The following is a 23,821-nucleotide window of genomic DNA, read 5'->3' as shown; positions in this document are numbered from 1 at the left end:
ACTTGCAAGCGAACGCTTGCTGTGTTACTTTTGTCACATCGATACCGGGTGGTTCGGTGGTGCGGAAGAATATGCGCCGCCTCCGCTTGGGGTGTGAGGAGTACGTTGAAATGCGCCGCATTATTGCACTAGCGTTATGTTTGGTATTCGTTGGGCAACCGTCGCTGGTGATTGCCGGCTCGAGCCGGGCGTCGGCGCCACCGCTGACGGCCGAGGCTCGTGGCGGGGGGGTGCAGCCGGCAACTGCCGCGAGCCGAATACGTGGCGGCCTCTTGCCCGTCGAGCTGGGCGCGGTTCGGAGCGATTTTGGGTGGCTTCAGTCGCTGATCGTTGCCACGATCTCACCATTCCTGATGACGCGGTCGAAGTTCACCGCAGCGCCTCATACACCGCCTAGCAAGAATCGCCCTACGCCCGTACCAGTCGTGGCTCGCGTGCTCCCACCACGTGGGATGCTGCCGCTCTCAACACCTCGTATGCTTACAAATCCCCGCGCTGCGGCGCTCTATCTGCGAAAAGCGCTTCTGGATTCTCGTCAGAAGTTTCCGATGGCAATGCCCCAGAGATTGCCAGCCAGTAGCGAAACGCCGTTTTTGACGGTGCAAAGGCCAGGCATCCTGACCCCAGTGAGCACGCCCATACCGCAACACGCTCAATCGCGAAGCGCCTCGTTCGGTCCAGCACGTAGAGCGGCATCATCGGGTGGCTTCGGAAGCCTGCCGGTTGACACCAACGCTCCAGAGAATGCGGGCATCAATCGCTGGTGGACCTTCGAAGAGGAAGCCATACACGGCGTTGGGACGATGATGTGGAACGTCAAGACCGGAAACTTGGTTTTGCAAGGCGACGATATGGCGGTTCCGCATCGCGGGATCGAACTCGCGTTTCGCCGCACGTATAATAGCTTTAGCCAACATGACTACGCCGGTAGCGACGGGAGCACGCCATCAAACTATGGCAATGGGTGGACCAATACGTTCGATGCGCATATTGCCAATAACAACGGACCCGGAATCAGCGTCTTTGATATCGATGGAGCGCGGTACGACTACTTTCAAAATAGTAGCGGGGGCTATGATCCCCAGTGGCGCGATGGACTCCACGCCACCTTGACATCAGATGGTGGTAATGGATTCTTTTGGACCAAAAAGAACGGCGCCATCTACTACTTTTATGGACCAACGCAGCCGGCAAACACCGCAGCCTACGCTGGTCGACTCCTTCGAATTTACGCAAGGAACAATAATAACACTCTGACGTTCACCTACACTTTCGATAACGGTGATGCCTCTACATCGGCAAACCTTAATCAGCTCGTTGTAAGTGCTGAAGATGGCGAAACAGCGACGTTGCAGTTCGCCAATTTTGGAACCTACCGTCTACTCTCGAGTTTGCGGTGGCCCGATGGAAACGCCGTTACTTACGACTACGATAGTTTCGCGAATCTCGCATCGGTAACGAAACCGGGAAATAATGCGGGTGCCGCATTAAAGCAGGCCTACGGCTGGTCCGGCGCTACCCACCTGTTATCGTGGGTCATGACACCACTCAACACCCCAAATCCGAACGCCGGCGGCTTTGTGGAATACACATACCAACCAAACAATCAGCTTAGCTCGTACTATTTCCACGGAGTCGTCAATCCTACGCTCGCGGACGGGACAAACACGCTCCTGCAGCCGGGCATGCCGACCGGCGTCCAAGGGTATCGTAGCACGTGGATAAGCTACACAACGGGCGGGAACACGACCGTAACCGACTCGGACGGGCATGAGCGCGGATACGACTGGCAAAACGATCACGATCATGTAACTGGTTTTCATTACTACAAGGCCGACGGAACGTTCCTCACCACGACCCAATGGTACGACAGTCTCGATGACCTTGCGTCAAGTTTCGATGCGCGCGGAAACGAGACCGATTACGTCTCGGACGCGAATGGGAACACGGTCGAGGTCGCCCTTCCAAGTGTAACTACTTCGGCGGGCACGTTCCGGCCGACCTCGCGCTACTCGTACGACTCGCACAATAACGTCATCGCGTATTGCGACCCCCAATTTGATCACAATGCCGGGTACGACTGGAATGTCACGGGACCACCGCCGTCTTCAGACTCGCTATGCCCATCTCAATCGGGCACGACGCAATACGTCTGGACCGCTCCCGCCTACGAGCCATTTGGCGAACTTACGCAAACGACAACAGCCCTCGGCTATCACCGCACGATCGCCTACAACCCGGGGGCGCAAGGCGGCACGGATTTCGGCTTGCCGACCTCCACGACGGGTGACTCTTTCACGCAGCTGGATGGATCAAATCGGCAACCAACGCAGACATTCTCTTACGACGGGCACGGAAACTTGCAAGCCTATAACAAGGGCAACGGTGCTTGGTCGCTGACCTACGACACGCTTAACCGACTGACCTCAGCGACTGACCCGGATAACGTCACGACCCGAACGTGCTACTACCCGAACGGCCAAATTCAAGCAACGCAAACGGCCACCCAATACGCATTGGACGGGAATGCCCCATGCGGCGCTCACAGTGTTTCCTACGGCTACGATGCGAACGGCAACGAAATCTCCGAAACGCACCATTTTGGAAATATCGCGGCCACGACGAATAAGTGGTATGACGGTGGCGATCGGCTTATCGAGATTGAAGAGCCTCAGGATCCCAACGACGCCTACCAATTCTCGTGGAAAACGCGCTATATTTACGACCTCTCGGAGAACGGGAGCGCCGGGCCGCGCCCAAGCGTGGCGGGCCAAAGTCTGACCGGATACGGGAACCTCGTGAAAACACAGGAGTGCCTGGCGACACCAAGCGTGACCATCCCTGGGAGTTTTTCAAGCTGCTCGTTTACCGACACAAAAGCACAGGCATTCGACGCACTAGATCGCCTAAGCAGCAAGTATTCTTATTCGGGGCAGAGCCTCTATACCGAGACGCTCACATACGACGCAACCGGAACTTCAATAGGAAAGTTGAGTCGCGACTGTACCGGCTCAGTTCCATGCAAGAGCTACGAGTACGACCCAGATGGTAGCACTTCGTCGATCGTGTACAATGACCCGAACACTCCCAACCTCGCCTATACCTATGATTCCGATGGGCGCGTTGCGAGTGCGCAATCCGGCCAGTTTGGTGCTCAGACCTATACGTACAATGCCGACGGTAACATGGCATCATCAGTCGAACCCGCTGGCCTGCCAGCGCATGCGACGCTCGCGTATCATTATTATGCCGATGACAGTCCAGCCAGCTTGGATGTGCAGTCCACTGCGTTCAACCAAAATCAGGTGTTTCGCTATTCGTATCGACCCGATGGAAAAGTTGAACAGCAAGCTGTTGAGACGGACTCACTTCCGCAGGGAAGCACGACCGTTGGCTTTGGGTACACCGCCGCCGGACGTACCGCGAACCTGACCTATTCCGGCGCGGGGCGGCCCATAGCGGCCCCCTCCTTCACATATGATGCGTATGGCATGGAGAGTTCGGTCTCGCTCGGACCGACCGTCGGCATGTCGAATTATAGTCGTGATGCCGAAGGAGGGCTAACCGGGTACACCAGCACGGGGGCAGCGACGTCTGTTGCGCTGAATTACAGCCGGCGAGGCGAATTGGTGTCGACGAAGATCGGCGCCGCAATCCAATCGCAGGCAGTCGTCGCCAATGGTATTCCAATAGCGTTAGCAACGAACCCGAACAGCGGATATACAAACGCGACTCTTGACGCGCGCATGGGTGCACTCACGAGCCAATATAACGTTCCCCCCGCAACATTCAACGGCAGGTCGCCATGCGCGAAAGACTACTCTGGAACTTCTTGCGCATCGGAGAACTACACCTATGACGGGACAGGCCGTCTGACCTCGACGTTGGCGGCTACGTACAAGCTAGATGATACAAAGCAAATTGACGAAACTGATACGACTACCACAAATGTGTACGATGCAGAAAATCACATGACCGACACGAAAATAAACACCAGCGATCTTAGCGGAGGGTTATCTAGAAATCGAGAAGATTCGTATGTTTGGGGGCCTAACGGCCACCCTGATCAAATTGGATTTTCGGGGTTTACCGTAGGGAGCGGAGGACCATACTATGAAACTCTTCACTGGGACGGCGGTAGATTGCTGTTTGTTACCGATCCGACCGGCCGAATCGTTGACCTAAAGATCGGGACGTTAGGGGACGTCACGTTCGCGGACACCGGCTACACCGGTGCGACCTTTTATGAGCGCATGCCAAGTGGAAGCATCGGTGTCTGCTACAACGCGGCTGCAGTTGTCGGCACTCTAGGGCAGAGCAGTTATCGCTCAACGAACAATTGTATTGGAACCAACGTGCCAACTTGCACTTATCTGTTCACGACGTGTTGTGGAAGCGCAGGCGGACAGGTGCCCGTTTATGCAGGCCCGGATGGTATCTGGGATGGCGTAAATACCATTCAAGGTGTTCGCATGTTTAACAGCGATTCCAATTCCTGGGCAACGCCTGATGCATATGCTGGCGAGGTTAACGACCCCGCGTCGCAAAGGCAGTATGTGTGGAACAGAGGGAACCCCATCTCCTACGAGGATCCATCCGGGTATACCGTAGTCATCGGTGACAAACACCTAAAGCACGTCATTCAGGATATGGCGTCACGCAGCAAGGTTTTCGCCAAAATGTTGAAAGAGCTTCAGGGGAAAAAAGCAGGCACCTTTGTTGTGACACCGCTAACTAATACCCAGGACGGTGTCTTTCGCGCAAACGAGGGAAAGGGAGGGTCCATCGGGATTGGTACGCGGCAATCCCACGGCGGGACAATGGATACGGCTGCTCACGAGTTTGGGCATGCGTTTGATTCGATCGACCGGGCCAGGTTCAACGTTGATGTCAGAACAGGTGTACCCGCTAATGCATTTCGTGACGAGCCCGCGACACAAGAGGAAGTAAACGCGTATTCTATTGAGCATAGGGTTGACTTGGAGCTTGGAAATGCAAGAAATTGGGTTGGGCCAGATTGGGGTCCGCTTGGACAGAATCACGTTATGGACTGGGCGTCATTCAATGCACAATATCATCCCAATACGACGCCTTGGGTCCTTCAGAGTAAAAGAAACATGATTGCCAACGCGCAGACCGCCATAATACATCGCTTCGACAACGACATCGAGAGGGCAATGCTTTCTCCTTGCAAGCGATTCAATGATTTTCTCACCGATGCCCCGTTGATATATCTCGCGAAAGCGGAACGACATAATGGCTCGCTGCTCATTGTATTACACATTGACGGTTTTTTCCCAGCGGGCACGCCTCACGTCAATCCAGTTCACACGGGGCGCCTCTATCTTCAGCTGGACGATCAGCCGGGGATATTTATCTATAGGTTTGGGATATCCAACGCGCCAAACGTCTTTATGTACGAATTCAAAAATGGACGCCGACACCGCCTGATTTATTCGCTCGTCGGGACGCGCGGATCGTTAGCTTACGGTCAGTATTGTTTTTAAATTATGGCGTCGGGCACTCACCGATCCCTCAGCGAGTCATATGCGAATTCCTAATCGGCTCCACGACGCTAACGCATTCGTTCTTCAGAGTCCGCCGGAGAACCAAAGTGGCCCACTGCTGATAGCTACCCTCCATCCTTTTGAAGCTGGCCCGGTTTGGTGGACACTTTCGGCTTAGCGAGAAGGGTCAGCAACGTTCAGCACGACGCAGAAGGCAACGTTACCGGTTACGATCTAGGCATGCCAAACCTCATACGCCCACCAAACAACGGCGCAGGAAATCAGATTAGTCACGATTTTAAAGCATACAATATCCGAGATGAACTCACGGGCGAGACCGGTTTGAGTCCTGCGACCACCACGCCGCAGACGCTGTCGCGCATTGCCGACGTTTACGGCTACGCGTGTGCACTTAGCCTTTCGACAAATTATCCGTACTGCCAGTCGGGCGTTGACCCGGCGACGGGAGCATTTTTGGGAAGCCCCCAAAAATCGAGCCCATGCACAACCGGATATGATTCGATGGCATACGATCGCGCCGGACGAGGGATTTCGCAAACCATTGCGTGGAGTGCGACATCCGGATGTAGCGGCCAGGTGCTGGTTCAAACTCGAGGATACGATGCCGACAATCGCACGATATCGGATAACTGCACGGGTTTTAACGGTATTTGTAACTTCGTTCAGGCCACGTACAAATAGGAAGCAGATGGTCACTTGGCCGGCATTGTTTCGAACAACCCTAATTCCCCAAGTGCCACACTGCACTGGGATGGTGACGATTTGCTCTACGTTTCCGATCAAGCAGGAAATCTGCAGCAGCTTAACATTGAAAAATTGGCCGTTTACGCAGCGCAAAGCGGGCTTACGGTGCTCGACCGCGATTTTTCCGGCGTCGAAATCTCTGCCCATCAGGTGGGAGCCACCGACGTATGGACCGCCGCCTCGGGCGCCTTTCGTTCTGGGAATCCTGAGAAATCCACTCTGGTCGATGGCGTGTATCCTGGATACAATGCGAATTCAAGCTTTAAAACTCCCGCCACGGCCGTGTCTTTGTTTCGGGAGGATACAAGTTTGCCGACTTATCGTTCCAAGGCGTAAGAGCGTTTGACTCGCAGCTGCAGCAGTGGACGAGCCCAGACGCCTATTCGGGCGACATACACGACCCCGAGAGCCAACGACCTTATATGTGGAATCGGAACAATCCAATCGCCTATTCTGACCCGAGCGGGTACTGCGTTGAGGACGCCTGCATCGTAGAAGGAGGTGCCGCCGCGGTAGGCGGCCTCTCGGCTCTTGGATGGGGTGCGGGCGCTGTGGGCTTGAGCGGACTGCCCGGTTGGGCATATGCGAAGCGTGATCGAATTACTCGTACGCTTCGCGACGGCGTAAGCGCAATCCGGCGCGCTATTGGCAACAGTCTTCCGCGCTTTGGAATGCCGGGGACGACGGTCACTCGACCTGATGGTAAGCAGGTGCGAGAGTACGGCCCCTCCGGCGGCGCGGTTAAGGACATCGACTACGGTCACGATCACGGTGCAGGGGACCCGCGTGCCCACGACTGGAAGCCAGATTTAGATGGCAATCCGGTGAGGCAAAAAGGGCGCCCTCTAACACCGAAGGAGAAAGGTGAACACGAGAAAGATTCCAGCGGATCATAGCCGGGCACTTTACTGAGCGTAATTGGAGGCAGCAGTTTGCTGTTCGAATTTTTTGATACGGATATCGCCGGACTACTAGCCAGGTTTCCGGAATTTGCGGAAGGGATGGATTGTCGTGTAACCTGTGTCGACAGCTCGATGGATGTAAGGGACGATGTGCGCGACCAGATTCAGGGGCTGGCGCACGACGACTTCGGGCGATTCATCGTACTCGCAGGGAGGGATTTGCTCGGCTGCGCGCCTGCACTGTTTTCGGGCTTCGACGAGGTATACTTTTTTACCGATGACAAATGGCGACTGGCAGATCCATTTCGCTGGTCTGAACAATTTACGTCGGATCGCGCGAATTTTGGCGTCTCCGTACCCGAATATCTGCGTTCGCTTCTCGAGTGGAGCGGGGCTGTTAGATATCTTTCCGATGGCTGCGGCCTAAACATTGCTTGCGAGACAAAAGAAATTCTGGCTGCCGTTGACAGTGCGTTATCATCGCGAGGCTGAGCCTGAATCTCCCTATTGATTTTGGCCCTCTCCGTTGGCCCACCGCGCTCTGCAACTATGCGCACCTGCGCTTTTCGGCATGACAGAACCGGCCCTCGGAGAAGACAAGAGGCATGGCGCAACGCGATACCCTTGAAGTAGATGTGCTCTTTGTCGGAGCGGGGCCGGCGAGTCTGGCCGGCGCGATCCGCTTGATGCAGCTTGCCAAAGCGGCCGGACGCGAACTCGAGGTTCTGGTCATCGAGAAGGGCAGCGACATCGGGGCTCACGGCATCTCCGGTGCGGTCCTGGATCCGCGGGCGCTCGACGAATTGCTGCCCGACTGGCGGACGAGCGCGCCGGTCGAATCGGAGATTACCGGCGACGAGCTGTGGTATCTCACCGAGAACGGTAAGATCAAAGCGCCGATCACGCCGCCGCCGATGAACAACCACGGCAAGTACGTCGCCTCGCTGCAGAAGATCGCGAAGTGGCTCGGCGAGCAGGCCGAAGCGCTCGGCGCGCAAGTCTTTCCCGCATTTCCAGGTCAGGAAGTGCTGTGGGACGGCGATCGCGTGATCGGCGTACGCACCGGCGATAAAGGCGTCGATCGCAACGGTCAGCCGAAGCCCAACTACGAGCCCGGTGCCGACCTGCTCGCGAAGATCGTGGTCCTGGGCGAAGGCCCGCGCGGAACGCTCACAAAGCAGGCGATCCCGCGCCTGAACCTCGATGCCGGGCGCGAGCCGCAAGTCTACGCCGCCGGCGTTAAGGAGTTGTGGCAGCTCAAGCCCGGCACGTATCCGGCCGGGCACGTCATCCACACGCTCGGCTATCCGCTACCCTTCGAAACCTTCGGCGGCGGCTTCATCTACGGCATGGCAAACGACATTCTCGATATCGGAATGGTGACCGGACTCGACTATAAGAATCCGACGACCGATCCGCAAAACGAACTGCAGCGCCTTAAGATGCATCCGGTCATCCGGAAGTGGCTCGACAGCGCGAAATTGCTGCGGTACGGCGCCAAAGCGATTCCCGAGGGCGGTCTCTTCGCCATGCCGCAGTTGTACGCGGACGGGCTCATGCTCGTCGGCGATTCCGCTGGATTTTTAAACGGCATGCGCCTCAAGGGGATTCACCTAGCGATGAAATCCGGCATGCTCGCGGCCGAAGCGGCGTTCGAGGCGCTGGCGGCGGAGAAATACGACGCCGCCCAACTCGCGTCATACGACACGCGATTCAAAGATTCGTGGGCGTACGCGGAGTTGCGCACGGCGCGGAACTTTCATCAAGGGTTCAAGGGCGGGTTGGTCTCGGGCATGCTCAACGCGGGCCTCAGCATGGTGACGGGCGGCGCGGGATTCGGTTTCATCGATCGCATGAAAGGCGAGCCGGGCTACGCGGTGATGGAGAAGCGCGGATACAAACCGCTCGAAACGCCGCGCGCGCCGATCGATGGCGTGCTGACGTTCGACAAGCTCACCGACGTCTTTAACAGCGGCGCGATGCACGAGGAAAACCAGCCCTCGCATCTGCACGTCGCCGATACCAACATCTGCCGCGATCGCTGCACGGTGGAGTACGGAAATCCGTGTCAGTATTTCTGCCCGGCGAAAGTCTACGAGCCCGAGTTTACGCAGACCGCCGGCGGCGCGGTCGAAGGACGCCTGCAGATCAACTTCACGAATTGCGTGCATTGCAAGACGTGCGATATCGTCGATCCGTATCAGATCATCACGTGGGTACCGCCGCAGGGCGGGGAGGGCCCGGTCTACACCGGGATGTAGCGTGAACGCCGCTTCGAAGCTTGCGGGCGATGTCGCCATTATCGGCGCGGGCTTGATCGGATTGTCGATCGCTTTCGAATTGACGCAACGCGGCGCCGCCGTTCGCGTCTACGATACGCGCGAGCCGGCCAAGGCGGCCTCCTGGGCTGGGGCGGGCATGCTCGCGCCGTGGACCGAGGCGATCGCCGATGCGCCGCTGCAGGCGCTCTGCGAGGAATCCCTCGGGCGCTATCCGGAGTTCGTGGAGCGCGTGCGCGCCGCGAGCGGTGTGGATCCGCATTTGCGCTTGGAGGGCATCGCGAGCGCCGCTTTTTCGAGCGCGGATCTGCGCGGTCTCGAGGAGCGCGCGCTCGAGTTGCGCGCCGCCGGGCGCGACTGCGAAATCTACGATCGCGAGGGGACGCTCGCGCTGGAGCCGATTCTCGGCAAACACGTTCGCGGCTCGCTGCTGGTCCGGGGCGAGGGCGAGATCGACAACCGGCGTCTGGGGCGCGCCTTGGCGGCCGCCTGCACGGCGGGCGGCGCGATCGTGCGAACCGGCCTGCAGAGCGTCGCCGTTGAGGCCGACGGGCGGCGGGTCTTGGGCGTGCGCAGCGACGAGGGATTTGCGCCCGCCGGCGCCGTCATCAATGCTGCCGGTGCCTGGGCTTCGCAGATTACGGGAGTGCCGGCAGCTTGCACGCCGCCGGTTCGCCCCGTGAAGGGGCAGATGCTCGCGCTCGCGATTCCGCGCGGTCTCGTTGGCCGCGCGATTTGGGTACCGGGCGGGTATCTGGTGCCGCGCGAAGACGGCCGTCTGCTGGTCGGGGCGACCGTTGAGGAACGCGGCTTCGATACCCGCGTGACCGCGCAGGCGATCCACGACTTGCTGCATGCGGCGGTGGCCGCCGCTCCAGCGCTTGGCGACTTCGCCGTGAGCGAAATGTGGGCGGGGCTGCGTCCGGGCTCGCCCGACGGCCGCCCATTTATCGGCCCCACCGCGCTTGCGGGATATTTTCTCGCCGTCGGGCACTATCGCAACGGGATCCTCCTCGCTCCCGCGACCGCCGCCCGGCTGGCGGATATCGTGGAAGGGCGTTCGGACGAAACGGATGCCGCCTTCGGGTTAGCTCGTATGGAGAGGCCCGACCGCGTCGAAAGAGATATTCTTAAAGCATGAGTGCGCAGACCATCATCGCGATCGTCAACGGCGAATCGCGCGAATTCGCGAAGGGCACGACGCTCGGTCAATTGCTTGCCGACTTGCAAACGCCGTCGTCCGGCGTCGCCGTTGCCAAGAACGATCGCGTCGTGCGCCGATCCACCTTTGCGGTCGAGCCGCTCGAAGACGGCGATCGCGTCGAGATCATCAAAGCCGTCGCCGGCGGTTAACCGGCGGGGAATCACATGCAAGACACGCTCAAAATCGGAACCTACGAATTCACGTCGCGGCTTATCGTCGGTACGGGAAAATATCCTTCGATGGAGATCATGCAAGCTGCCCATACCGCAAGCGGGGCGCAAATGATCACCGTCGCGATTCGACGCATCAATCTGGACGATCGCAGCGGAAAGACGATGCTCGATTTCATCGATCGCTCCCGCTTTACGATCTTGCCGAACACGGCCGGATGCTATACGGCGAAGGAAGCGGTTTTAACCGCACAGCTGGCGCGCGAATTACTTGAGACCGACTTGATCAAACTCGAGGTTATCGGCGACGCGCAGACGCTCTACCCCGATACGCGCGAAACGTTGATCGCCGCCGAAGAACTCGTCAAGGACGGGTTTACCGTGCTGCCCTACATCGCCGACGATCCGACCGCGTGCAAACATCTCGAAGAGGTTGGCTGTGCGGCCGTGATGCCGCTCGCGGCGCCGATCGGCAGCGGACTGGGCGTCTGCAATCCGTATTCGATTCGCATCATCAAAGAACGCGCGGGCGTACCCGTGATCGTGGATGCCGGTGTCGGTACGGCGAGCGATGCGGCCATCGCAATGGAGCTGGGCGTCGACGCGCTCTTGATGAATACCGGCATCGCCGCGTCGAACGATCCCGTGCAGATGGCCGACGCGATGCGCCACGGTGTGATTGCCGGCCGACTGGCGTTTCTCTCCGGACGCATGGAACGGCGGCTCTATGCAAACGCATCGAGCCCGATGCAAAACCTCATCGCCGGTCCCAAAGTGTGATGCAAGAGATATCGGTTGATGAGTTGGCGCGCTGGCGCTCCGAACAGAAAGCATTCGTGCTGCTCGACGTGCGCGAACCGCACGAACTGACGCTCGCGAGTCTCGACGGTGCGACGCACGTCCCGATGCGCGACCTACCCGCGCGCTTGAACGAACTCGATAAGGACGCGGAGATTGCCGTGCTCTGCCATCACGGCGGCCGCAGCGCGCAGGTCGCGCGATTTTTAACTCAGCACGGCTTCGCTAACGTCTACAACGTCGACGGCGGAATCAACGAATACGCAACCCGAATCGACCCATCCATCCCAACATACCGCTAGAACATCGACAAGCTCATGCTTCGAGAGGCTCAGCATGACAAAAAGTGGCGTGGACGAACCAGTGGACGGTGCCTGCGGGTAGTTGGGCGTGGGCCCAGCGGCCAACGATGGCGCTTGCGTCGATTTCTTCGATCGCTTCGAGCTCGAAGTGCTTTGCGAGCAGCGTGCGCAGCCGCTTTTCGTTGAAGTACGTGTGGGGGACGCCGCGCTCCTCACCCGCTTCGGGCGCGAAGGTATGGTCGCCTAGCCGCACGCCGGCGCCGTAGCGTGCGTCGTGAATCGATGCGAAGGTCGCATACAGCGGCGCCGCCTTCTCGAGCCGTTGCGCGATCTGGTCGAGCAGCGATGCGATGCTGTCGGGCGATCCGTGCAGGAGCGCGTGCGTACTGAGCGCTCCCACATAGCCTCGCGCGGCCCGCGCGATCTCTTCCGCGCCGATCGCCGTTACCACGAAGCCGGCCGCCCGGAGGGCGGCGGTGTTGCGGCCGCTGCCGGCGCCGATCTCGAGAACCGGCGCGTGCGGCCGCGCAGGCAGCCGATCGATGAGGGCGAGGGCGAGTGGGTGCGGACCTTGAGCCATTCGCAAATGCTTCCCCGCGGCAGGGAACGCCACCCCGTCCCGCGATTTTCGTACTCATGCTATCGCAAGGCGACCAACTGCCAAACGTAACCGTACTCGACGATACCGGCGCGTCCGTCGATACCGCCGGCCTGCTCGGCAAACCGCTCGTGCTGTGGTTTTATCCCAAAGACGACACACCCGGTTGAACGAACGAAGCGTCGCAGTTTCGCGACGCACTGTCCGCGTTCGAACGTAAGGGCGCGCGTATCGTGGGCGTGAGCCGCGATTCGGTCGCGTCGCATCAAACGTTTAAGGCGAAATACGATATCCCGTTCGCGCTGCTCGCCGATGTCGATTCGGTGCTCTACGACGCGATGGGTGAGGGCGTCGCACGCTCGACGTTCCTCATCGACGCGCGAGGAACGATCGTTCGGGTGTGGCCGAAAGTTCAAGTGGAGGGCCATGCCGACGAGGTGCTGGCCGCGCTCGCATAACCTCCGGCGGACTCTCGCTGCGGATCGTGGGGTCGAGTTCCTCGACCCCGCGACCGGGGCGCGCGAGCAGCTGTTACCTCGTCTCCGACGGAGCGGTGACGATCGCGCTCGACTTCGGTTCGGGAGCGTTTTCGTCGTTGCGCAAGGTGCTCGACTATGCGGCCCTCGATGCCGTGATCGTTTCGCACATGCATGCCGACCATTTTCTCGACCTCGTTCCGCTGCGCTACGCGCTGGCCTACGGGCCGACCCGTCGAGCGACCGGCCTGCGAGTCTATCTGCCGCCGGGCGGCGAGGGCGTACTGCGCGGTCTGGCCGCGACGATCGCGACGAGCGAACCGGTGGCGTTCTACGAGCCGGTCGTGGAACTGCATCCATACGATCCAAACGGAACGCTTTCGTTTGGCGGCCTAACGATCCGTTTCGCGCGCGCGCGCCACACGCTCGAAACCTACGCCATGCGCGTGGAAGGCGCGGGGCGGACGCTCGCGTATTCGGCCGACACGGCGCCGTGCAGCGCGATCGTCGAACTCGCGCGCGGCGCCGACCTCTTTCTCTGCGAAGCCACGCTTGGTTCGCAACCGGATGACGGCGAACGGCAATTGCATGCAACCGCCGAAGAAGCCGGATCGATGGCACGCGACGCGGGCGTGGAGCATCTGGTGTTGACCCACTACGGGAGCGAATGCGATCCCGCCGGGATGCGCGCCGCGGCGCGGGCGGTCTTTCGAGGCCGCGTAACGATCGCGGACGACGGGCTGGAGTTTTCGGTCTGATGAGCGACCGGCTCGTCGCGTTCGAGCGCGCTCTTTACGGCGAACCGGTCGCGTGGTTTTGCGAGATCGCGGATCGTGCCGGATTCATCTCGCAGATGAAAGGCCTGAGTCCGATCAACGGGCTGCTGCTCATCGTGACGCTCTACGGAACCCCCGGGCGTCGCTCGGGCGAAGACGCGCGGCAGATTTCGATCGCGCTCTATGACGCCGATGGCAGCTTCATGCTCGACGCGAATTTCGCTCTCGTGTCGTACGAACGGGCCCTACGATTCGTCGAGCAATTGATGACCGAAGAATTCGTGATCGAGGTCCATCAAGCCGATGCGAAGACGTCGATCATGCCCGCCGCCATCGATCTTTACGGCAAGCTTACCGAGAGCGCCGGGGATACGAAGAGCGATTAGTTGTCGTGCGAGCGGCTGCCGCGCGGGAGAGAGAATTGAATGAGCGAGCGGACGGGCGCGAGGCCGCGGCTCACCACGGCGCAGGCCGTGACGCGCAGCTGCAGTTCCTCGAGCCGAGCCTTGGCGGCGAGCAGTTCGCGGCCATTGCTGACCACGTCTTCGAGTAAGAGTACGCGCTGGCCGGGTTCGTACGCACCCTCGACGTACTCGCCGGGAAACGCGCCGTAGCCTTTGGGCATCTTACGCACGGCCAGCATCGGCAATCCGGTCATTTGCGAGACCGCCGTCGCGATGATCACGCCGCCGAGTTCGGTGCCGCCGATGATCTCGGGGTTCGTCTCGGCGATCACCGGAACGAACATGCGCGCGATGCGCCGCAGCACGTGCGGGTCGGAGAAGAGCCGGAATTTGTCGATGTAGTAGTCGCTACGGGCGCCGCCCGAGAGGACGTAATCCCCTTGGGTCAGCGTGCGTTCGACGACGATCTTGCGAAGCCAGTTCAGTTCGGGAATCCGGCCGAGCGGTTCGGGCGACCCTAGATACTCCATTGCCACGCATTCCAGGATTCGACGACCGGATTGGGATCGAAACCCTTGAAATCCGAGTTGATCGGGTGCATCTGCCGCTCGTAATAGTCGTAGATTTCGGGAACGTCTTTCGCGAGCAATTCCTGAATCTTGAAGTAGGCCTTGGTGCGCGTCGGACGATCGTAATTCTCGAGCGCCATCTTTTGCGCCGCTTCCATGGCGGGCGTACAGTAGCGTGAGTAGTTGTAGCCCTTCGGCGCGACCTGCGCGCAGACGAGCTGCGACGAATCGTCGGGATCGACGCCGGAGTACCAGCCCGCGAGACTGAGATCGAATTTTCCGCCCTGCAGGATGCCGCCCTCGCCGACCGGCGCGAAGAGCACGTCGGCTTGATAGGGCTTGACCTCGATCTCGATACCGGCTTGTTTCATCATGTTCTGGATTTCGAGCGCGGCCTTGCGGCGCGTCACGTTGCTTGAATTGCTCACTAGCACAAGCGTGAGACGCTGGCCGTTTTTCGTCATGATCCCGTCGCTGCCGGGAGTCCAGCCCGCCGCTTGGAGGAGCTGGCGCGCCTTTTGCACGTCGTGCGGATACGGCTTGATGTTCGGATCGTAGGCCCACATGAACGGCGGCTGGTCTTCGGTTGCGATGTGCTCTTGGCCGTAGGTGAGATTGTCGATGAGCTGCTGCTTGTCCATCGCATACGCGATGGCTTGCCGCACCCGCACGTCTTGAAGGTAGGGCCGCTGCACGTTGAGCTGCACGTCTTCGTAACCGTTGACGTCGACGAATTTGATGACCGTGCCCGGAATGTCTTTCACGGCCGGATAGTTGTTGATCGACGCTTCGAACATCCAATCGATCTCGTGCGTTTTCACGAGGTTAACGATGGTGTTTTCATCGGGAATGATGCGAACGTTGATCTCCTTGAGCCCGGGGACTCCCATGAAGAAGTTCGGATTCGCCGCAAGCGAGATGTGATCGCCGTGCACCCATCGCACGAATTTGAACGGCCCGTCGGTCACGTTGGGCGTGCTGTTGAACGGAATCTGGTTGATGTCGGGATATTTCGAGAGCACGTGAGCCGGTGCGACCGAGAGCGGCGAGTCGCTATCGGCGAAGAACGTGTTGACGAACGGAGAGAATTTGCGCTTGAGATGCACCACGACCGTGTAGGGATCGGGAACGTCGATCGAGCTGATGTCGTCGTATCCGTTGCGCGAGATGACGTTGTTGCTCGAATTCATCACCGCTTGCCACGACCACTTGACGTCGGCGCTCGATACGGCAACGCCGTCGGACCACTTCGCATTTTTGCGCAGGTGATAGGTGATCGTGAGCCCGTCTTTGCTAATGCCGCCGTTCGCCATCGACGGTACGTCGGAAGCCAGCATCGGCACCGGCTCGCCCTTGTCGTTGGAAGTGATCAGCGGCACGAACATCAGGCGCGCGATCATGCCGTCGGTCGTGTTGGACGCAAGCAGCGGGTTGAGGTTCTTGACGTCGGATTGGATGGCGACGCGTAACACTCCAGGCACGGTTCCGGCGTTCGGGCCGCCACCGGTCCCGTTGGTCTGTGTTTGCGTGCAGCCGGCCATGACGGCGCCGAGCGCGACGAGTGCGACGAGTCGTTTCAAGTAGCTGATTCCTCCGGCCCATCGGGGCGCAAGGTGCAGAAGAAGACCGCGCAGACTTCGGCCCGTCTTAGACGGCGGCCTTTGGTCCGGTCCATTTGCCGGGAACGGGATCGAAGCGTTCGTGCGTCCACGAGTAGGTACCGAGCCCCTGCGTTGCCGTCCGCAGCTCCGTGATATAGCGCGAGAGTTCGACTTGCGGCACGTCGGCTTCGACCACGTCGTGTCCCGGCTTGTCGCCTTCCGGGCTCATGCCAAGGATCTGCCCGCGCTTGCCGGTGAGTTGCGTGATGACGGCCGCAGCGTGCGAGGTCGGCACGGTGACGCGAACCCGTACGATCGGTTCGAGTACGACCGGACCGCACTTCGGCAACGCGTCGCGCACGCCCATGCTTGCGGCGGTCTTGAACGACTGTTCGCTCGAGTCGACGTCGTGGTAGGCGCCGTCGTAGAGCACGACGTGCACGTCGGTCACCGGGTAGCTTCCAACGCTGCCGTGGGCGAGCGCTTCGCGCACGCCTTTCTCGACGGCCGGAATAAACTGCCGCGGCACGACGCCGCCCACGATCTTGTCTTCGAAGGTTACGCCGTTGCCGCGGTCGCGCGGTTCGAAGCGCAGCCATACGTCGCCGAACTGCCCGTGACCGCCCGTTTGATGTTTGTAACGCGAATGAATCTCGGTCCCCGCCGTAATCGTTTCCTGATACGGAATCGTGGGCGGCGCGGTGAGCACCTCGACTTTATATTTGCGTCCCAGGCGCTCGACGGCGATCGACACGTGCTGCTCGCCGCAGCCGAGCAGTTCGAGTTCGCTCGTGATGGCGGCGCGCTCGAGGCGCAGCGACGGATCCTCGTCGACGATGCGGGCCAGCATCTGCGAAATCTTGGCTTCGTCCATGCGATCCTTCGGTTTGATCGCAACGGCAAAGACCGGTTCGGCAACGCTCACGCGCGGCAACAGCACCTTGAACCCGTCGCTCGTGAGGGTATCGCCGGTTGCGACCGTTTCGAGCCGCGCGATCGCGGCGATGCTGCCGGGACCGGCGGCCGGAATCGGTTCTTGCTTCTTGCCCTGCAGCCGATAGAGACCGCCCGAACGGACTTTTTCGCCGCTTTTGGTCATATCGGTGAGCGTTGCGTCGGCTTTGATCGTGCCGGATAGCACGCGTACGACGGAGAGTTTACCGGATTGCGGATGGATGATCGTCTTGATGACGGTCGCGATTGCGGGTCCGTCTGCGCGCGGTTCGATCGGGCGACCTTCCGCGTCGATCATCGGTGCGTCGGCCGGCGAGGGCAGCCACTTCGCAATCGCGCGCACGAGCGCCGCGACGCCGTAGCCGGGCAGTCCGGCGGCGATCACCACCGGAACGATCTGATCGTGCGAACACTCCACGCAGAGATCTTTTTCGACCTCTTCGATCGGGGGCTCGACGCCCTCGAGCAGCTCTTCCATCAAATGATCGTCGAAGTCGGCCATGGCCTCGAGCAACAGGCCGCGCGCGCTTTCGATCTCGGCTTGCATCTCCGCCGGCGTCGCAGACGCGTTTTCGCGATCGGCCTCGTAGAGAAAGCTCGCGCGTCCGGCGAGGTCGACGTATCCCCTGAACGTTTCGGCGGCGCCGATCGGCCACTGCTCGGCGACGACGTGCGGACCGTAAGCGGATCGCAACGCGGCCAGCGTTCCGGCAAAATCTGAACCGGGACGATCGAGTTTGTTGATGACGAAGAGATGCGGAATCCGGCGAGTCTCGATATACCCGACGAGCATTTGGGTGAGTGGGACGCGGTTGGGATCGGCCTCCACGACCACGATCACCGCATCGACGCCCGCGAGCGCGTGTTTGGTCTCTTCGAAGAAGTCGATGAACCCCGGGCAGTCGACGAGCGTGATGTCGATATCGTCGCACGCGGTGTGCGCGAATCCAACGGTGGTGGACTGCGCGTGTGCGATGTCTTCGGGCTCGTGATCGGTGGTGGTCGTGCCTTCGATCACGCTCCCGCGGCGCCCGATGGCGCCGCAGTGGGCGAGGATCGCCTCGACGAGTGTCGTCTTGCCCGCGTGATGCGAGCCGACGACGGCAACGTTGCGGACGCGTGAGATTTCCGACATTCTACGCTCCTTCGCGCGGGCTTATGCTAGCGTCGTTTCGTCGCTGCTTTCTTGGCCGGCGCTTTTTTGGTGGACACGTGTTTCGAAACCGGTTTGGACTTGGCGGCCTTCGCGGGCGATTTTTTTGCGGGGGCGGCTTTTTTTGCCGGCGCGGATTTTTTGGCCGCAACGTGTTTGGCGGCCGGCTTCTTGGGCGGCGCTTTCTTTACCGCAACCGCCTTTTTCGCGGGAGCGGATTTCTTGGGCGGCGCCTTTTTCGCGGGGCTGGCTTTTTTGAGCGGAGCCGCTTTTTTTACCGGTGCGGCTTTCTTCGCGGGCGTCTTTTTGGCGGGCGCAGCTTTTTTGGCTACCGCGGCCTTTTTGACGGGCACGGCTTTTTTCACGGCTTTCGGCGGCGCTTTTTTCGCCGGCGCGGCCTTCTTGACGGCCGCGGCTTTGACGGCGGCCGGCTTTTTGATCGGTGCCGCGGGCTTCACGGTCGGCTTGGCCTTGGCGGGTTCCTTGGCGGATTTCACCGCTTTTGCGGCCGGCGCGCTCGCTGCGAGTGCGGCGGGTTCCTTGACTTTGGATTTCTTGGCCGGTTTCAGTAACTTTGCAGCCGCGTCGCGAGCCGGTTTTTTCGCTTCGCGCGTTGCCGCGCTCGCGCGTTTGCGCGCGGTCGCCGATGCCGTCTTGGCGGCTTCGCGCTCTTCGGCTTCGTTGCGCTCGGGCAAGCCGAGTTCCGCGCGGCCGAATCCGCTGATGCTGCTGCCCGGTAACGGCGTCTCCGCAACGGGTTTGGCTTTTTCGATCAGTTCTTTGGTGGCGCGCAGGGCAACGCGCGCGAGCCGGCCGCCGACCGGAAAAACGATTTCGTTGATTCCGGCCTGGTCGAGCATGCGCAGGACCTCGTCGAACCCATTACCTTGATCTTTGGGGCTGTGCGCGTCCGAGCCGATCGCCACGCCGACATTTTTTTCTTTGGCTTTTCTCATCAGGCGAAGATACGCGGCGCGCATCTGGCCTTTGAGATCGTCGGGATTATCGCGATAGAGATAGCGAGTGTTGACCTCAACGGCCATGCCGCGCGCCGCGCACGCATCGAGCAGCCGGTCTTCGTGCGCTTCGATGTTCTTCGACCAATGGCCGAAGTTCGCGGGTACGTAGAAATGCCCGACGATGTGGCCGGGCAGCTTCTCGATATCGTCGATCAACTTTGCCATGTAGAGGTCCCACGTCTTCTCCGTGCCGACGACGTCGTAGAGTTCGCGAAACTCCGCGTTGTCGAACGGCCACGCGAAGTCGGCGCCCTTTTCCGGATGGTCGATCGTCAAAAAATGCACCGAGCGAATCATGCCGTCGGGGCGCATCGCATCGACGATGTTCTGCGCGTCGGGTCTGGCACGCGGATCGTTATCGAGTTCCGCGCCGATCGAGAAGCGCATGCCTTTGCGCAAGCCCTCGGAGACGGTCGCCGCATGGGCGACGTCCACGCCGGCGGTCTCGGCAGCGCCGTACAAATCGCCGGCTTCGGCGAGTTTGAGCGCGCGCCGGACCGTGTTCACGGCACCGGGGTCTTCGAACGTCAAATAGTTGATGTGGTCGGTCACCATTAGGAAGCGCGGCGAGCCGCGGCGGCATGCGTGGAAGAACCACAAAAAGAGCATGCGGGGCGAGTAAGCGATCGGGCGCTCCTCGGCATACGGCTTGTGTTCGCCCTTGGCGTGACCGTGAATATCGGGGATGGCGGCGATACGTGGGTCGCTCAGCGTTCTACTTCCTTTACACCGCGTGGGATCCACATCTTCGATCCGGCGGGGCGGCTGCCGCCGCTGCGTTCGGAGGTACGATGCTCGACCCAGGGTACGACAGTTTCGATCAATATCTCCATCGCGCGCTTCATCAGATCGAAAGACATTGATGGGCTGGAGTCCGGACCCGCGGCGATCGCCTGGGCCGGCAGGTACGGGAGGTGCACGAAGCCGGCTGCGATCGGCGGCGATGCCGCTTCTGCGAGGCCGAGGACTTCGTAGAGAACCTGATTGCAGATATACGTGCCCGCCGAATTGGAGACGTAGCCCGGCACGTCGTGCTCTTTCCAGGCGCCGACGATGGCATCGAACGGCAGGCCCGAGAGACGCGCGTCGGGGCCGCCCCGCTGAATCGGCTCGTTTTCGCGGGTCTCGCCGGCGTTGTCGGGGCGATCGAAATCGAGAACGTTCACGGCGACGCGCTCCAGGGCCACGGCGCTGCGGCCGCCGGCCTGGCCTAGTGCGATGACGATATCGGGCTGCTCCTCGAGCATCGCGCGTTCCAAGCGCTCGCGCACGTTACGGGTCGCAACCGGAAGAATGCACGTAACAATAAGGCGCCCCGCAATGGGGCGTCCTTCGAGACTGCGCGCGACGAGCTCGCTCGGGTTGACGTTTCCGCCTCCGAAGGGCTCGAAGCCGGTGATGAGGACGTGCTTGGCCACCTTCATTAAGGTTAGCGCCGTTTCGACGTTCCCCTGTAGAGCGAAAAAAATCGCCGGTCCGCGTGGGACCGGCGACGGTGTCTCGTTGAGAGATGCCACTCCGTTAGGAGTCGGCACCTCCGATCATCGTAACGTTCTGTTTAGAATGTAAACTCTCACTACTTACGATAACCACCTCCTTCGTCCGGCCGTTTGCCCTCGTTCGTCTCTCTCTGAGGGGTCCGCGGACTTCACATAAAAATCGACGTTCTTGCGGGTGAAGGAGAATCCTGCGCTCCGTTCGCATGGTGCGGCTATTCGCGATGAAATTCATTCGAAGACCGCTCTTTCGAGCGCGCGTCAACGCTGCGATCGAACGTGCTTGCAACTATCCGGTGGCGATGATTCTCGGGCCGGCGGGCTTTGGGAAGAGTGTCGCTCTGACCGATTTTCTGGAAAACGGCCGCGTTCGATTCGTGCGCCACAACGTGCGCCCCGACGAAAACTCCCTGCTGGCGTTCGTTCGCGGATTGAGCGAAACGATCGCACCGGTCGCGCCCTCGGCCGCGGCGTCGTTTGCAAACGCGCAGCAACTAGCGGTCGCCGTTGCCGACCCCGCGCGCGAACTCGCGGCTTGGTTTTACGAACACGTACGGTTTTTGAATCATACGATCGTCATCGACGACGCGCACAACGCGACCATCGATCCGAACGTAACGGCGTTCTTGAGGCAGGTGATAGAACAAACCGCCGGGCCGATTCGCTGGATCATCGCGTCGCGTTCCGATGCCGGGCTGCCCGTCGCATCCTGGGTCGGCTACGAGCGAATGGACATGCCCGTCACCGAGGCCGTTCTGTGCTTCACCCTCGGCGAGGCACTCGCGGCGGCCGACGGCGTCGATTCGAGCGACGATGCGGGCGAGATCGAGGAGCTGCTCGGGTTGACCGGCGGCTGGCCCGTCGCGTTTTCGATCGCCTTGCGCACCGCAACCCGCGTCTCCGACCTGCGCGCGGCTCGCGCCAGCACGCGCGAGATGATTTTCGCCTATCTCGCCGAGCAGGTATTCGCGCGGCTAAGCGATGCGGAACGTCGCTTTTTGCTCGCTACGTGCGTTTATACGGCGGTCGATACCGCGATCGTCGAGGCCCATGCCGAATCGCCCGTAACGTTCAACGACGTGCGCCGCAGGGTTGCCTTCGTGAGTCCGGTCTCCGAAACCGAATACCGTTATCACGATCTCTTTCGCGAATTTCTCGAATCGCAACTCGCGCCGCAGGCCCTTGCGGCCGTACTGTGCGAAGCCGCCGCAGTTCTGGAGCGCTTGGGGCGCGACGCGGACGCCCTCGCGCTGTTGTGCCGCGCGCGCGCGGCCGGGCCAATCGCCGGACTGATCGAACGGACGGGCTTCGTTCTGCTCGATCGAGGCAGCGTCGAGATCGTGGAGAGCGCGATCGGACTGCTTTCCGATGAAGACGAACGCGATAACGCGACGATCCTCGGCGTTCGCGCTGCGATCGAATGCAATCGCGGGCGTTTCGACGTGGCCGAACGGCTCTTCCCAACGGCGATCGATCGAGCGGCGGACGACCCGGCGCTTTGCGCTTCGCTAACCTATCGATACGCGATACAGCTGGTGCGAAACGATCGTGACGCGACGGCGTTGCTCGAACCGCTCGCGCATCAGCAGTCGCTCGGCGCCGCCTTGCGAGCGGCGATCCTGGCCACTCTCGCAACCGCGCACGCGCGGGTCGGGCGGTTCGATCCCGCGCGAACGGCGGCGGCGCAAGCTCTGGCGATTCTCGAGCCCGGCCTCGCCGGCGACGTACGCGCGCGTATCTACCAGCAGGTGGCGTACGTCTACGTGGGAGCGGGCGAATACGAACTCGCGCATCGTTACGCAAACCTGGCGATCGAGTTGGCACGCGCGCACTCGCTCTTCGAGGTGGCCGCGCGCGCGTCTTCGGTACTCTACACGTCGCTGCTCGACGTCGACCGCGATCCGATCGAACGCCTGCGCGTGCTCGAATCCATCGCCGAACTCGGAAGAAAGACGGCCAGCCGGCAAGTGCGGCTCTTCGCGCTGCTCGGAACGTACGATCTCGAAGCCGATCGGGGGAACGCCGCGGCGCTCGACGCGCTTGACGCGCAAGTCGACGAAGATCCGCATGCCTATCCGCTCGCGCGACTGCAAGCGCTGCTGCCGGCTCAGGCGCTGCGCCTGGCTTGGAAGGGCGAGTTTGCCGGCGCGTTCGCACTTCTCGATGGGACCGGCCAAGCACCCGATTCAGCTGAACGGAGGGCACTGCGCTACGCGGAAATTGCGGTATACGCGGTGGCCGCGCGGCGGTACGATGCCGGCGATGCGGCGATCGCGCGGGCGCTCGAACTCCTAGCCGCCGAGGGAGTCAAATCGAATCGCCGCAGCACGCGCGCGCGGCTTTTCTTGGCGCTCGCCGAACTCGCGCGCGGTCGTGCGAGTCTCGCCCATCGCCGGATCGTCGAGGTCGAGAGGGGTTCCTCGCACTTCGCGCGTCTGCACGTTTTCGCGCGCGCCCTGCGTTCGATGTACGCCCGGCAAATCGGCCAAGGCAGCGACGCCGCGGTTACGGCCGCGCTCGAACGGCTGCGCTCCGAACAGCTCGGTGGTATTGCGATGCTGCTCGAGCGGATCGAGCTTCCGGCCTCAAACGACGCCGGTCTCGCGCGTCTGACGCCGGCGGAGCGGACCGTCCTCGGGATGCTGACGCGCGGCGCGAGCAGCAAGGCGATTGCGGCCGATCTCGGCCGAAGCTCGAAGACGGTCGACGTTCACATTCGTTCGATTGCGCGCAAGCTCGAGTGCAGCGGGCGGCGCGAAGCGGTCGCTATAGCGGTCGCCGCCGGGTGGACCGACCCGAGTTAGGGTATAAGCGGCGGCAATGAGCGTTCGATGCGGTAGCAAAGTTC

The 23,821-nt window shown here is 60.9% G+C and carries 18 protein-coding genes and 1 pseudogene; 13 read left to right on the top strand and 6 right to left on the bottom strand.

Annotation, left to right across the window (positions count from 1 at the left end; genetic code table 11):
- The first annotated feature begins 425 nt into the window (after positions 1-425).
- The 8 genes from VIG32_05035 (at position 426) to VIG32_05000 (ending at position 11,927) form a co-directional block, all read left to right on the top strand.
- Positions 426-5,507, top strand: coding sequence for a DUF6531 domain-containing protein (locus tag VIG32_05035; GenBank protein ID HEY8297370.1), 5,082 nt, complete (start codon positions 426-428; stop codon positions 5,505-5,507).
- Positions 5,508-6,224: 717 nt separating this feature from the next.
- On the top strand, positions 6,225-6,608 hold the full coding sequence (locus VIG32_05030) for a hypothetical protein (protein ID HEY8297369.1): 384 nt from the start codon (positions 6,225-6,227) through the stop codon (positions 6,606-6,608).
- Positions 6,609-7,204: 596 nt separating this feature from the next.
- Positions 7,205-7,666, top strand: a complete 462-nt coding sequence (locus VIG32_05025; protein HEY8297368.1) for a hypothetical protein — start codon at positions 7,205-7,207, stop codon at positions 7,664-7,666.
- Positions 7,667-7,779: 113 nt separating this feature from the next.
- The gene (locus VIG32_05020; protein HEY8297367.1) at positions 7,780-9,435 is read left to right on the top strand and encodes an electron transfer flavoprotein-ubiquinone oxidoreductase; all 1,656 of its coding nucleotides are present in this window, start codon (positions 7,780-7,782) and stop codon (positions 9,433-9,435) included.
- A gap of 1 nt (position 9,436) precedes the next feature.
- Positions 9,437-10,594, top strand: a complete 1,158-nt coding sequence (thiO, locus tag VIG32_05015) for a glycine oxidase ThiO (GenBank protein ID HEY8297366.1) — start codon at positions 9,437-9,439, stop codon at positions 10,592-10,594.
- Positions 10,591-10,806: a sulfur carrier protein ThiS gene (thiS, locus tag VIG32_05010; protein ID HEY8297365.1), complete on the top strand. Its 216-nt coding sequence runs from the start codon at positions 10,591-10,593 to the stop codon at positions 10,804-10,806. Before thiO ends, thiS begins: the two co-directional genes overlap by 4 nt.
- Positions 10,807-10,821: 15 nt before the next feature.
- The gene (locus tag VIG32_05005) at positions 10,822-11,607 is read left to right on the top strand and encodes a thiazole synthase (GenBank protein HEY8297364.1); all 786 of its coding nucleotides are present in this window, start codon (positions 10,822-10,824) and stop codon (positions 11,605-11,607) included.
- A complete protein-coding gene (locus tag VIG32_05000; protein ID HEY8297363.1) occupies positions 11,607-11,927 on the top strand; it encodes a rhodanese-like domain-containing protein in 321 nt (106 codons plus the stop codon). Before VIG32_05005 ends, VIG32_05000 begins: the two co-directional genes overlap by 1 nt.
- A 13-nt stretch (positions 11,928-11,940) precedes the next feature.
- Here VIG32_05000 and VIG32_04995 read toward each other — a convergent pair whose 3' ends face one another.
- On the bottom strand, positions 11,941-12,507 hold the full coding sequence (locus VIG32_04995; GenBank protein HEY8297362.1) for a hypothetical protein: 567 nt from the start codon (positions 12,505-12,507) through the stop codon (positions 11,941-11,943).
- Between the two features lie 56 nt (positions 12,508-12,563).
- Between VIG32_04995 and VIG32_04990 the strand changes: the two genes are divergently transcribed.
- The 4 genes and pseudogenes from VIG32_04990 to VIG32_04975 all read left to right on the top strand — a co-directional run bounded on the left by VIG32_04990 (position 12,564) and on the right by VIG32_04975 (position 14,163).
- Positions 12,564-12,695 (top strand): redoxin domain-containing protein, encoded by a 132-nt coding sequence (locus VIG32_04990; protein HEY8297361.1) that lies wholly within the window; start codon positions 12,564-12,566, stop codon positions 12,693-12,695.
- A 12-nt stretch (positions 12,696-12,707) separates the two neighbouring features.
- Positions 12,708-12,983: pseudogene (locus tag VIG32_04985) on the top strand (peroxiredoxin).
- Positions 12,926-13,759 carry an MBL fold metallo-hydrolase gene (locus VIG32_04980; protein HEY8297360.1) on the top strand — a complete coding sequence of 278 codons (834 nt, stop codon included), beginning with the start codon at positions 12,926-12,928 and terminating at the stop codon, positions 13,757-13,759. The pseudogene VIG32_04985 and the gene VIG32_04980 overlap by 58 nt, the downstream one beginning before the upstream one ends.
- The gene (locus tag VIG32_04975) at positions 13,759-14,163 is read left to right on the top strand and encodes a hypothetical protein (GenBank protein HEY8297359.1); all 405 of its coding nucleotides are present in this window, start codon (positions 13,759-13,761) and stop codon (positions 14,161-14,163) included. Before VIG32_04980 ends, VIG32_04975 begins: the two co-directional genes overlap by 1 nt.
- Here the strand turns inward: VIG32_04975 and VIG32_04970 are convergent.
- The 5 genes from VIG32_04970 to pcp form a co-directional block, all read right to left on the bottom strand.
- A complete protein-coding gene (locus VIG32_04970) occupies positions 14,160-14,711 on the bottom strand; it encodes a hypothetical protein (protein ID HEY8297358.1) in 552 nt (183 codons plus the stop codon). The two genes, VIG32_04975 and VIG32_04970, sit on opposite strands and share 4 nt — an antisense overlap.
- On the bottom strand, positions 14,699-16,330 hold the full coding sequence (locus VIG32_04965; protein ID HEY8297357.1) for a peptide ABC transporter substrate-binding protein: 1,632 nt from the start codon (positions 16,328-16,330) through the stop codon (positions 14,699-14,701). Before VIG32_04965 ends, VIG32_04970 begins: the two co-directional genes overlap by 13 nt.
- A 67-nt stretch (positions 16,331-16,397) precedes the next feature.
- Positions 16,398-18,440: an elongation factor G gene (locus VIG32_04960; protein HEY8297356.1), complete on the bottom strand. Its 2,043-nt coding sequence runs from the start codon at positions 18,438-18,440 to the stop codon at positions 16,398-16,400.
- Positions 18,441-18,466: 26 nt separating this feature from the next.
- A complete protein-coding gene (locus VIG32_04955; GenBank protein ID HEY8297355.1) occupies positions 18,467-20,221 on the bottom strand; it encodes a hypothetical protein in 1,755 nt (584 codons plus the stop codon).
- On the bottom strand, positions 20,185-20,895 hold the full coding sequence (gene pcp, locus VIG32_04950; protein HEY8297354.1) for a pyroglutamyl-peptidase I: 711 nt from the start codon (positions 20,893-20,895) through the stop codon (positions 20,185-20,187). Before pcp ends, VIG32_04955 begins: the two co-directional genes overlap by 37 nt.
- 302 nt (positions 20,896-21,197) lie before the next feature.
- Between pcp and VIG32_04945 the strand changes: the two genes are divergently transcribed.
- Positions 21,198-23,777 (top strand): LuxR C-terminal-related transcriptional regulator, encoded by a 2,580-nt coding sequence (locus VIG32_04945; protein ID HEY8297353.1) that lies wholly within the window; start codon positions 21,198-21,200, stop codon positions 23,775-23,777.
- Positions 23,778-23,821 lie beyond the last annotated feature (44 nt).

It is taken from the genome of Candidatus Baltobacteraceae bacterium, from assembly GCA_036559195.1.
Classification (GTDB): Bacteria; Vulcanimicrobiota; Vulcanimicrobiia; order Vulcanimicrobiales; family Vulcanimicrobiaceae; genus JALYTZ01.
This window is presented reverse-complemented; position numbering and strand designations above follow the sequence as displayed.

Bases quoted from the DNA above. Each gene is read 5' to 3' on its own strand.
- VIG32_05020 (HEY8297367.1), top strand. From the start codon at position 7,780: ATGGCGCAACGCGATACCCTTGAAGTAGATGTGCTCTTTGTCGGAGCG.
- thiS (HEY8297365.1), top strand. From the start codon at position 10,591: ATGAGTGCGCAGACCATCATCGCGATCGTCAACGGCGAATCGCGCGAA.
- VIG32_05005 (HEY8297364.1), top strand. From the start codon at position 10,822: ATGCAAGACACGCTCAAAATCGGAACCTACGAATTCACGTCGCGGCTT.
- VIG32_05000 (HEY8297363.1), top strand. From the start codon at position 11,607: ATGCAAGAGATATCGGTTGATGAGTTGGCGCGCTGGCGCTCCGAACAG.
- VIG32_04995 (HEY8297362.1), bottom strand. From the start codon at position 12,507: ATGGCTCAAGGTCCGCACCCACTCGCCCTCGCCCTCATCGATCGGCTG.
- VIG32_04990 (HEY8297361.1), top strand. From the start codon at position 12,564: ATGCTATCGCAAGGCGACCAACTGCCAAACGTAACCGTACTCGACGAT.
- VIG32_04975 (HEY8297359.1), top strand. From the start codon at position 13,759: ATGAGCGACCGGCTCGTCGCGTTCGAGCGCGCTCTTTACGGCGAACCG.
- VIG32_04970 (HEY8297358.1), bottom strand. From the start codon at position 14,711: ATGGAGTATCTAGGGTCGCCCGAACCGCTCGGCCGGATTCCCGAACTG.
- VIG32_04960 (HEY8297356.1), bottom strand. From the start codon at position 18,440: ATGTCGGAAATCTCACGCGTCCGCAACGTTGCCGTCGTCGGCTCGCAT.
- VIG32_04945 (HEY8297353.1), top strand. From the start codon at position 21,198: ATGAAATTCATTCGAAGACCGCTCTTTCGAGCGCGCGTCAACGCTGCG.